Here is a 9,230-nt window from a genome sequence, read left to right as displayed (position 1 = left end):
CAGGGGGCCGAAGTCCTGCCGTACGTACCGGCGTCAGTGGGGCACATGCGCGACCCCTTCGGCAACCACGGCCGCACGCTGTGGCCCGGCACCTGCGTGGCCGACTACTACCACCTGAAGCGGATCACCCAGGCGACGGGCTGAACCGGCTCCGCCCCAACGCCCCGTGCGGCCCGGTATTCCACCGGCCCGTGACTGCGACGGACAGCCGGCAGGTGTACGGGCTCGTACGGCCCACCGAGTTATACCGTCGTGTGCCAGATCAGCTCAGGTCGTAGAGGAGCACACGGCCGCAGGACCAGTCGCGGACTTCTGGCTGCCAAGTCGTCCTGGAACAGGCACTGTCCGCCGGATTCGATCCGCCCGGACTTGTCCATCCGCCACTTCTGCCGGGGGCTGCGGGAGCACGCCGAAAGGACGGCCCGTCGCACGGCAGCGGTCAGGCAGAGCCGGCCGGACGCTGATTCGATGGTTCCGGCGTGGATGTGCCAGTCCTGGCCGGATGTGCCGTCGCAGGCGGAGGTGCTCACGCCCGCCCTCTTGTGGGAGGCCGGCGAGCTCCCCGCCGAGCTCAGACAGCGTTCGTGGCGCCCTGCCTGATTCGCCAGCCCCATCGCCGACACGATCCGGCCGGGCTGCGCCACCCGGGGCTTGAGGGAGTACTCACGGCGCACCCATTGCTGGTACTTCCCGCTCATGTAGTGCCCGGCCGGGCACGGTCTGGACTCGCAGCCCGCACCCCTGCGATAGGACTGGAAGATCGCGTCCTTCTGGCGGCCCCGGATCGGGCCGAGGTTCTCGGGAAGACGGGACACGTCGTAACCGAGGTACCCCCGTACCTCCGTCGTGATACCGCCCGGCAAGCGGAACGCGACCCGTCGGAAGTACCGGCCGGCCACTCCGTGGTCGCTGTGGTCGGCGCCCTGCGTATACGTGTGTCCGAAGGCCGCGTTGTCGTAGTCCAGGGTGAGGATCCGCTTGATGCCGTCCTGTTCGGCGAGAACGGTGAGTGTGTCGATGAGTTGCTGCTCCGTGTAGCTGCGCGTGCCATCCACGGGCCGCATGGTGCGGATCTCGCCGCGGAAGAGCTTCAGCAGGCTCTGGTGGGAGTACGTCGCGGTTCCACTGCCGTCCGGAGTGCCGTCGGGGAGCCGGAGGAAGGAGAGCCGTACGCCGGTCTTCCCCTTCAGTGTGTAGGAGGCGATGGTGCGGCCACTCACCTGGAGGTCACTCCTCGTCCAGCGGTCCGGGACACCTGCCATTTCGGCGTACGCGGTTCGTACGCCTTCTTCCCTGCTCTGTACGTAGTCGCCCCCGTTGTACCGCCGGCCGGCATCCCCGGCGGTCAGGTAGACCGTGCTGAACGCGCACCGGGGGCCCACGGCTTGCTGGATCTCCGGATTGATGAACAGCAGATCGTCGTCCTCATGTGCCACGCCGACCATCGTGGGCTCACAGACGCGGGCGCTGCCCCGGCCCTCCGGGCCGTCGAGCAGCGCTGCGGCACGGTCATGGGACACCCCGGCCGGACGGTAGAACAGAGGGAGGAGGAGAAGGCCCACCGCCAGGGACGGTGCGCCCCAGCGCAGCAGACCCGAACGACTCCGGACGTTCTTCGCACGTGGCACGCGCATTCCGGCCCTCCATAGCCTTGCCCGCCGGCACTCCATAGCGGTCATACGCACCGCCACGTGTTCGATGATCCATACCTGTTCGCCTTTCGATCAGGCGCCGGGCCGAGCCGTCACCCGCCTGCTCGGTAAGTGTGCCGTTCGCGTTGTTGTGAACGCTGAGTTGAGCGTGTGCGAAGTACTCGATCCGGACTTTTGGGGTAAAGCGGACGCGAAGGCATCACGTGGTGCCGTGGGCATCGGAACGCCGATGACCGATCGAGGATGGATTGGGTAGTGGGAGAAGCAGAGCAGCCGGCCCTTTCAAAGGCCCCCGGCCCCTGGACGGTGCCGTGGGTATACGCATGGTGCGTCCTCCCGCTGGGCCTCCTCGCACTCGCCGCGTCGTACGCTCGCTGGGTGCGGCCGAGCGGCGATGAATGGTGCTTCCTGCCAGTCATCCGTGAACACGGGCTTCCCGGCATGGTCGACAGGTTCTACGTTCACGACAACGGCCGGGTCATGAACGGTGTTCTGGTCTGGCTCTACGGGAGATTCGGCGTAGCGGGGCACCAATGGTTCGCTCCTCTCAGCACCGTGTTCGTCGGGGGAATCCTGTGGGCCGTGACCGCGCTGGCCCTGCGCAGAGCAGCCATGACTGTGCCGCGCGGGGTTCCGCTTCTTGTGGCGTCCATGGTGACGGTGCTCTTCCTGCTGGGGTCGCCCAACACGTACAAGACCCTTTACTGGCCCGCCGCGTCCGTCTCGCACACGCTGCCCCCGGTCCTTGCCTGCGGTGCGGTGATTCCGTTCCTTCTCGCCCGTTCACGACGCGGCAGGGCTTTCGCCCTGGCCGTCGGCCTGGTGATCGGACTCTGCATCGGCACGATGTCTGAGCAGACCACGGTCGTTGTGCTGGTAGTCCTGCTCGCCTGTCTCGCCCTGACCTTCCGGACATCCGGCAGTCCGGCGCGCCGCAGACTGCGCCTGTGGTTCGCCGTGGGCCTGGCAGGAACACTCGCCGGCGCGCTGGTCCTTCTCACGTCGCCGGGCTCGCGACAGCGACGAGCTCGCTTCGGCGCCGGTGAGGGCACCTCGCTGATCTCCACGGAATCGCTGTCCGGGGCCGCGCGCGGCTTCGCGCACATCATGATCGACACACTCTCCACATGGCAGTACCTGGGCGGGATCGCAGCCGGAGTCCTGCTGGGCCTCGTGATGAAGGGCCCCGGCGGGTCCCCTGCGAGCCCACCGCGGCGCCCGGTCCTGCTGGTGTGCGCGGGCGTCGTCACCTTCCTCGTCAGCGGCTATCTCGCCACGCTTGTCGCCTACCCGGTCTTCCATACAGGTGTGGTCGCCTCCACCCGGCTGTGGAACGACTTCCTGTTCCTGTACGTCGTTCTGCTGACCGGCCTCGGGATGCTTCTCGGGCAGTCCCTCCAAGAGGTTTCTGCTCACCGGGCCGTCATGGGATGGGCCGCCGGAGTGATGTGCGCCGTCACATGTATCGGCCTGACACCGCCACTGGTCCACCTGGGGAGCCAGATGCGCGTGAGGGCGCACGACTGGGAGCGGCAGGACGCGTGGATCCGCGCCGAGGTGGCGCAAGGCGCGCGGGTCGTCCCCTACACGCCGACTCCGATCGCGGTGATGACCGAGCCGTTCAACAACGGGAAGCGAAGCTGGGTGACGACTTGCGTAGCCCGCTACTACGACGTGAAGCGCGTGGACTACTCACCCGTGCTGCCGTGACCGGTCGGTCGCAGGGGCCGCGAGGTGGCACCTTCGGCGCGACGCGGTCAGTGGGCCGCCCCGTTGCGGATCCCGGTAGGTTCGGGAGCGGCAGGGGCTGTTGTCTCAGGTGCCCCAGCTCGGTGTCGTGCGGTTGCGCCGCACTTCGAGACCTCTGCGTTGTGAAGTGACCAGCTGAACCGTGCCCCGCACGTCCGTCACCTGTCCGGGTCTGCCTGGGATGCCTGCCGGGGCGTGGCCGATTCGAGCCGGTAGCCGTGGCCACGCAGTGTGGTGATCGCGGGCAGGTCCAGGGGCCGGGGCGCGGCGTCGGCGGCCTCGCCCAGTCGGCGGCGCAGCGAGGCCAGGGTGACGTCGAGGGTTTTCGTGGACCCGAACCAGTTCTCGTCCCAGACCTGAGCCATCAAGGCTTCGCGGGAGACGGCGGTTCCAGCTTGGCGGGAGAGTACGGCGAGTAGCTCGAATTCCTTGGGCCGCAGCGTGACTTCGTCGTTTGCGACAAGGCAGCGGCGAGCCGAGGTGTCAACCGTCAGGTCACCGATGTGAATCGGTCCTTCCTCTCGTCTTGAGGCGGGTGGGCGGCGACGCAGTTGAGCGCGGAGCCGGGCCAGCAGCACGGTCAGGGTGAACGGCTTGACGAGATAGTCGTCGGCTCCGGCGTCGAGGCCGGCGACGATGTCGATCTCGTCGCTGCGGGCTGTGAGGATGACGATGAGCAGGTCAGGGAGTTCAGCGCGCAAGGTACGTGCGATGTCGATGCCGTCGACATCGGGCAGGCCGAGGTCGAGCAGCACGACGTTCTGGGGGGTGGCACGGGCTTCGGCCAGTGCGTTCGCCCCCGTACGGCACCAGGTCGTGTGGTAGCCGTGGCCGCGCAGTCCGGCATCCAGGTGCCGTCCAATCGTGTTGTCGTCCTCGACGATCAGGACGTGGGTCACCTCGGGCGTCGCGGGCACTCGCATGTACCGAAGCGTAGGGGCTGCCGGCGGTGGGGGTGGGGGGCACGCCTGGTCGTGGACGGGAGAGACCGGGGCGGGCGTCTCCGGCGGACAGCCACGCCCGCCCCGGCCGTTGGGGTGGTCCTCACAGTTCGCGCAGCTCCTCGACAGCCGGGCGGGAGGAGCCACGGGCGGCGTTCACGGCCGCTGCGGCGATCGCCGTAACAGCGGTTCCGAGAGTGAGGGCGAGGTAGGCCCAAGGGACGGCGATCACGGACGGGGGTGGATCGAAGACGCCGGTGAGGACCTTGATCAGCATCAGGGACAGGGACCAGCCGATGAGCGCGCCGCCGGCCAGGCCGCCGAATGTCATGACCATCGCTTCGCTGAGGACCAGTCCGCGCAGCTGGCGTCGGGTGGCCCCGAGGACGGTGGCGATGGCGAAGGTCCGCCGGCGTTCGGCAAGTCCCAGGGCCAGGACGATGCCGCCGGAGGCGGCGGCCAGCAGGACCGCGAAGCCCAGCTCGATGCGGGTGAGTCCGGCCAGGTCGACCGAGGTGAGGCTGGAGCCGACCGTGGAGCGGGTCTGGGTGACATCGGTGACGGTCGCGGAGGTACCCACCTGCCGGCGCAACTGGGTGGCAACGCTCTTTTGATGGGAGCCGCCGGTGTCGACGAGGAACGCACCCACCGCGTTGCTGCCGGTGGTCTTGGCGACGTAGCCGGCGTTGGCGACGAAGAAACTGTCCTTGGGTGCGGTGGGGAACTCCTTGACGATGCCCGCGTAGTGGAAGGGCACGGTGCGCAGCGCCTTGGTGCGTGTGTCCTGCAGGCGCAGGTTCACCGTGTCGCCCAGGGTGAGCTGGAAGTCCTTGACCGTCTCTTCGCTGACCAGGAGGGAGTCGGGTCGGGCCGCGAGCTTGTTCATGAGGCTCTTGGCGGTGCCGCCGGCGAAGTAGGCGTCCTGCAGCGAGGTGGCGGAGGTGATGGTGGAGGGCTGGACCCCGTACAGGTCCTGCAGGTCGGCGCCGACGTAGGCGAAGCGGTGCTGGAGGGGCTCGACGTGCTTGACGCCGGCCACCTTCAGAGCGGAGCCGGCGCCCGGGCCGACGCTGACGCCCGGAGACTGGGTGACGGTGACGTCGGCACCGTTGCTCAGCTTTGCGTCGACCTCGGCCTGCTGCTTGTAGGTGGCGTTGAAGGTGGCGGTGGAGGCGGCGAAGGAGAGGGCAAGCGCAAGGAGCACGATCGCACGAGCCAGCGGGCGGCGCTGGCGGGACATGCTCGCCGCCGTGGTGCCGGCCAGGGTGCCGGTCAGGGGTCGGGCAAGACGAGCCAGCGGCCTGCGTCCGTGGGCCAGGACCAGGATGGCCAGGCGCCACAGCAGCAGAGCGGCCCCGATCCAGAGCAGCGCCGGCCCGAGGAAGGCCCAGTACGACACCGAGATACTCGCCACGCCCTCCGGAGCCAGCACGAGGGCGTACTGGTTGCCGCTGGAGGCCCGGAAAACCAGGAGAGATACAGCGAGCAGGATGAAGTCCACGCCGAAGCGCATCCACCACGGGGAGCGGGCGCGCCCGACGACCTTGCGGGCAGCGGCGACGGTGCCGGTGCGCAGGTCGCGCAGCGCCGGCACCAGAACTGCGGCGGCGGCCACGGCCAGCCCCAGGATCAGGGCGAGGGCGAACCAGACCACCGCTGAGCTGGTGCTCGCGCCGAACGAGGCGGTACCGAACGCGGCTCGCCCGGCGAGAGCGGCGATGCCCACTCCGAGCAGGCCGCCAGCCACACCGACCACGCCCGCCTCCGCGCTGGCCATGGTGGCGACCTGGCGGGGCCGCAGCCCGCGGGTGCGCAACAGGGCCTGCTCACGGCGCCGCCGGTCGGCACCTGCACCGGCCACGGCTACGGTCAGCAGTGCGGCGAGAACTGCGCCGGGTACGCCCAGGAACAGGAACAGGATCTGTGCGTACAGGGCGTCCTTGCGGGCGGCGTCCAGTGCGGCGCCGAGGTTGTCGCCGACGACCGCTCCACCGGAGGTGCGAGCCTCCAGGTTGCGTGCGGCGGCGGTGACAGAGGTGAAGGCGGCAGCAGGGTCGGCGGGCAGGGGGGCGTTGCGGGCGATGTGGATCTGGGTGGTGACGGCGGCCGGATCAATTTTCCTGACCGGCGCGGTCAGCGTGCTGAACGTGGCCGCAGGCAGCAGGATGACGTTGTCCGGCGGGGCCGCCGGCTGGGACTGAGGCGGGGCACCGACCTTTTGGAACAGCGAGTCGGCCTGTGGCAGGTCGACCACTCCGGCCACCTTCACCTTCACCGGCTTCGTGCCTGGCAGAGTGACAGTAACTGTGTCACCTTCGGCGACGTGCAGGTTCGCCGCGGTCTGCTGGGCGATCAGGACCCCTGAGGTGGCACCGGTCAGCTGACGGATCTCTCTGGGGAACGTCGTCCGGTAGGTGTCGGGCAGTCCAAGGACGACACCGGGGCCGGTGCTCTGGGTGCTGCCCGCGCTGGTGGCCTGGAAGCCGGTGCTGGAGGCGAACCCGACGCTCTGGGCGCTCTGGACGCCGGGCGCGGTTCTTACGGTGTTCTGGACCGTACTGGGGTCTGCGCCGGGCTGGATCTGCACCTGCCAGTCCACCGATACGGAGTTCACCGCGCGGGCGGTCATGGTCGATTTCGACGCGGTCAGGAAGGAGCCGAGGGACGCTACGAGGGCGACAGCGAGGGCGATGCCGAACGCGGTGGCGATCAGCCGTCCGGTGCGCCGACGGAGCAGTCCGCTGATCCAGGTGATGATCATGACGGGTCTCCCTGGGGTGGTGCATCCGCCGATGGCCGGTGTGGCTCGGTTGCGGGGTGCAGGCGGCCCTCGTGCATAACCCACCGCTCGTTCAGGCGCTGGGCGACGGTCGGATCGTGGGTGGTGACCACCAAGGCGGCGCCGATCTCGTCGGCGGTCGCCAGGAGCACGTCGATGATGTGCTGGCCGGTGGCGCGGTCCAGTTGTCCGGTGGGTTCATCCGCCAGGACCAGGCGTGGGCGCAGGGCCAGCACGCGGGCGATAGCTACGCGTTGGGCCTGGCCACCTGACAGCTCCTCGGGCAGCTTGCCGGCCAGGTCGTCGGCTGCGACCAGGATCAGGGAGTCCAGGGACCGGCGGTGGGCCTGTTCCTCCGGGATGCCGGCCAGGACCAGGGGCAGCGCGGCGTTCTCCGCCACAGTCAGGGCCGGGATCAGACTGGGCCCCTGGAAGACGACGCCCACCTGCCCCGCTATCGGGCCTTCGGACAGACCGGGCCAGGTCACCTCGCCGGCGGTGGGCTTTTCGAGGGCAGCCATCAGGTGCAGCAGAGTGGACTTGCCGGAGCCGGAGGGCCCGGTGATCGCGATCCGGTCACCGACGCGGACCTGGCAGGTCGCACCGTGCACCGCGACGACCGCGGCCGGCCCCCGGCCGTACGTGCGGGCGGCGTCCTGACAACGGACGAGCACCTCTGGCTGAGTAATCAAGACCCGATCCTCCCGTCACGCAAAGTGACAACACGGTCGGCGATCTTGACGGCTTCGGGGCTGTGGGTGACGAGCAGCACCCCACCGCCTGCCTGCGCACGATCGCGGAGCAGGGCCAGAATGCGCTGCTCGGTGATGCCGTCCAGTTCCCCGGTCGGCTCATCCGCGAGGAGGATGTCAGGGTCGTTGGCCAGCGCGACGGCCAGCCCCGCGCGGGCGAGTTCACCACCGGCCAGCTCCTGGGGCAGGGCGTGTGCACGGTGCCCGAGTCCGACCTGCTCCAGCAGCTCCGCGATGGACTGCGCGCTTGCACGGGGGGCGGCGGTGCGCGCGAGGCGGATGTTGGCGGTGATGTCGAGGTGGGCGATGAGGTTCCCGGTCTGCAGCAGGACGCCGATCCGGTGAGCTCGGATCCGGGCCCGTTCGGCCTCCGGCCGATGGCTGATCCGCTCCCCGGCGACGCGGACGGTGCCGCCGTCGGGTTCGTCCAGCCCGGCCAGGCAGGCCAGCAGGGTGGATTTACCTGACCCGGACGGTCCGATGACCGCGACGCTCTCGCCGCGCCGCACCTCAAGGGCGACTCCGCGCAGCGCCAGGGTTTCCTCCTCGCCGGCCCGGTAGAACCGGTAGAGGTCTCGCGCCATGAGCGCGTCCGCGTCCGTGGACGGCTGGGCGTGTGTGCTGGCGGTGGACATCATTGCCACCGGAAGGAGTCGGTGACGGTGCGCCAGGGGTCCACGTTGTCGGCGCCCACCGGCCCGGACAGCGTCAGGTCGACCTGCTGGCCGCTCTTGAAGAAGGAGTACCGCTCGAAGGCGCTGGGCGCGACCTTGCCGGTGACCGGATCGGGGGTGCTGTTGCCCCGGTAAGTAAGCAGGACGGCCTGCCCGCCGGGGCGAGAGACGACGGTGACCTTCCCCATCTGGAACTTGGGCAGCTGTCGCTGCAGAACGGGCACCACGGCGGACTTCACCGACTGGGGCGTGGGCTTGGTGGCGGCCTTGCCGGAGGTGATCTCGATCCGGTTCAGCTTGTCCGTGAAGGTGACCGTGCTGCCCTTGGTAGTGCGGGCCCAGCCTTCGGGCACCTTGACAGTGAATCCACCCCCGGCCGGTTGGTAGGCGACATACGCCTGGTTGTCCGGGATATCCCCGGCGGGATTGGACTCCGTCGGCGCCGCCTGGATGGTCGCGCTGCCGCTGGGCGGCGCGGAACCGCTGCCGCTGCCGCTGCCGCATCCTGTCACCACCCCGCCGGTCAGGACGAGGGCGGTAAGGGAAAGGACGAGTGTGCGTCGCATGAGCATGGTGCCCTTCACATGTGAGCGGACGGCTTTGCCTGCGACGTTAGGCAACAACCGGTTAACGTTCTGCCCGAGCACGGTTAGACGACGGCAAAAGCACACGTTCGAGATCTG

General features: G+C 69.1%; 7 protein-coding genes. 1 reads left to right on the top strand and 6 read right to left on the bottom strand.

Annotation, left to right across the window (positions count from 1 at the left end; translation table 11 throughout):
- Window positions 1-242: 242 nt before the first annotated feature.
- The gene (locus ACIBJG_RS28910) at window positions 243-1,634 is read right to left on the bottom strand and encodes a ricin-type beta-trefoil lectin domain protein (RefSeq protein ID WP_399311802.1); all 1,392 of its coding nucleotides are present in this window, start codon (window positions 1,632-1,634) and stop codon (window positions 243-245) included.
- A 459-nt stretch (window positions 1,635-2,093) separates the two neighbouring features.
- Here ACIBJG_RS28910 and ACIBJG_RS28905 point away from each other — a divergent pair, with 459 nt between their 5' ends.
- A complete protein-coding gene (locus ACIBJG_RS28905; protein ID WP_399311800.1) occupies window positions 2,094-3,362 on the top strand; it encodes a DUF6056 family protein in 1,269 nt (422 codons plus the stop codon).
- 197 nt (window positions 3,363-3,559) lie between these two features.
- On the opposite strand, the gene ACIBJG_RS28900 is transcribed toward ACIBJG_RS28905, so the two are convergent.
- The 5 genes from ACIBJG_RS28900 to ACIBJG_RS28880 all read right to left on the bottom strand — a co-directional run bounded on the left by ACIBJG_RS28900 (window position 3,560) and on the right by ACIBJG_RS28880 (window position 9,113).
- A complete protein-coding gene (locus tag ACIBJG_RS28900) occupies window positions 3,560-4,324 on the bottom strand; it encodes a response regulator transcription factor (protein ID WP_399311799.1) in 765 nt (254 codons plus the stop codon).
- Between the two features lie 121 nt (window positions 4,325-4,445).
- Window positions 4,446-7,103, bottom strand: a complete 2,658-nt coding sequence (locus ACIBJG_RS28895; RefSeq protein ID WP_399311797.1) for an ABC transporter permease — start codon at window positions 7,101-7,103, stop codon at window positions 4,446-4,448.
- A complete protein-coding gene (locus tag ACIBJG_RS28890) occupies window positions 7,100-7,813 on the bottom strand; it encodes an ABC transporter ATP-binding protein (RefSeq protein ID WP_399311795.1) in 714 nt (237 codons plus the stop codon). The genes ACIBJG_RS28895 and ACIBJG_RS28890 overlap by 4 nt, the downstream gene beginning before the upstream one ends.
- Complete coding sequence (locus ACIBJG_RS28885; RefSeq protein WP_399311792.1) at window positions 7,810-8,508, bottom strand: ABC transporter ATP-binding protein; 699 nt, start codon at window positions 8,506-8,508, stop codon at window positions 7,810-7,812. Before ACIBJG_RS28885 ends, ACIBJG_RS28890 begins: the two co-directional genes overlap by 4 nt.
- Entirely contained in the window at window positions 8,508-9,113 is a 606-nt protein-coding gene (locus ACIBJG_RS28880) for a hypothetical protein (protein ID WP_399311790.1), read from the bottom strand. Before ACIBJG_RS28880 ends, ACIBJG_RS28885 begins: the two co-directional genes overlap by 1 nt.
- Window positions 9,114-9,230 lie beyond the last annotated feature (117 nt).

Source organism: Streptomyces sp. NPDC050422 (genome assembly GCF_044458665.1).
In the GTDB taxonomy this organism is placed as follows: domain Bacteria; phylum Actinomycetota; class Actinomycetes; order Streptomycetales; family Streptomycetaceae; genus Streptomyces.
This window is presented reverse-complemented; position numbering and strand designations above follow the sequence as displayed.

Coding starts and splice junctions, on each gene's coding strand:
- ACIBJG_RS28910 (WP_399311802.1), bottom strand. CDS start 1,634: ATGCGCGTGCCACGTGCGAAGAACGTCCGGAGTCGTTCGGGTCTGCTG.
- ACIBJG_RS28905 (WP_399311800.1), top strand. CDS start 2,094: ATGGTCGACAGGTTCTACGTTCACGACAACGGCCGGGTCATGAACGGT.
- ACIBJG_RS28900 (WP_399311799.1), bottom strand. CDS start 4,324: ATGCGAGTGCCCGCGACGCCCGAGGTGACCCACGTCCTGATCGTCGAG.
- ACIBJG_RS28895 (WP_399311797.1), bottom strand. CDS start 7,103: ATGATCATCACCTGGATCAGCGGACTGCTCCGTCGGCGCACCGGACGG.
- ACIBJG_RS28885 (WP_399311792.1), bottom strand. CDS start 8,508: ATGTCCACCGCCAGCACACACGCCCAGCCGTCCACGGACGCGGACGCG.
- ACIBJG_RS28880 (WP_399311790.1), bottom strand. CDS start 9,113: ATGCGACGCACACTCGTCCTTTCCCTTACCGCCCTCGTCCTGACCGGC.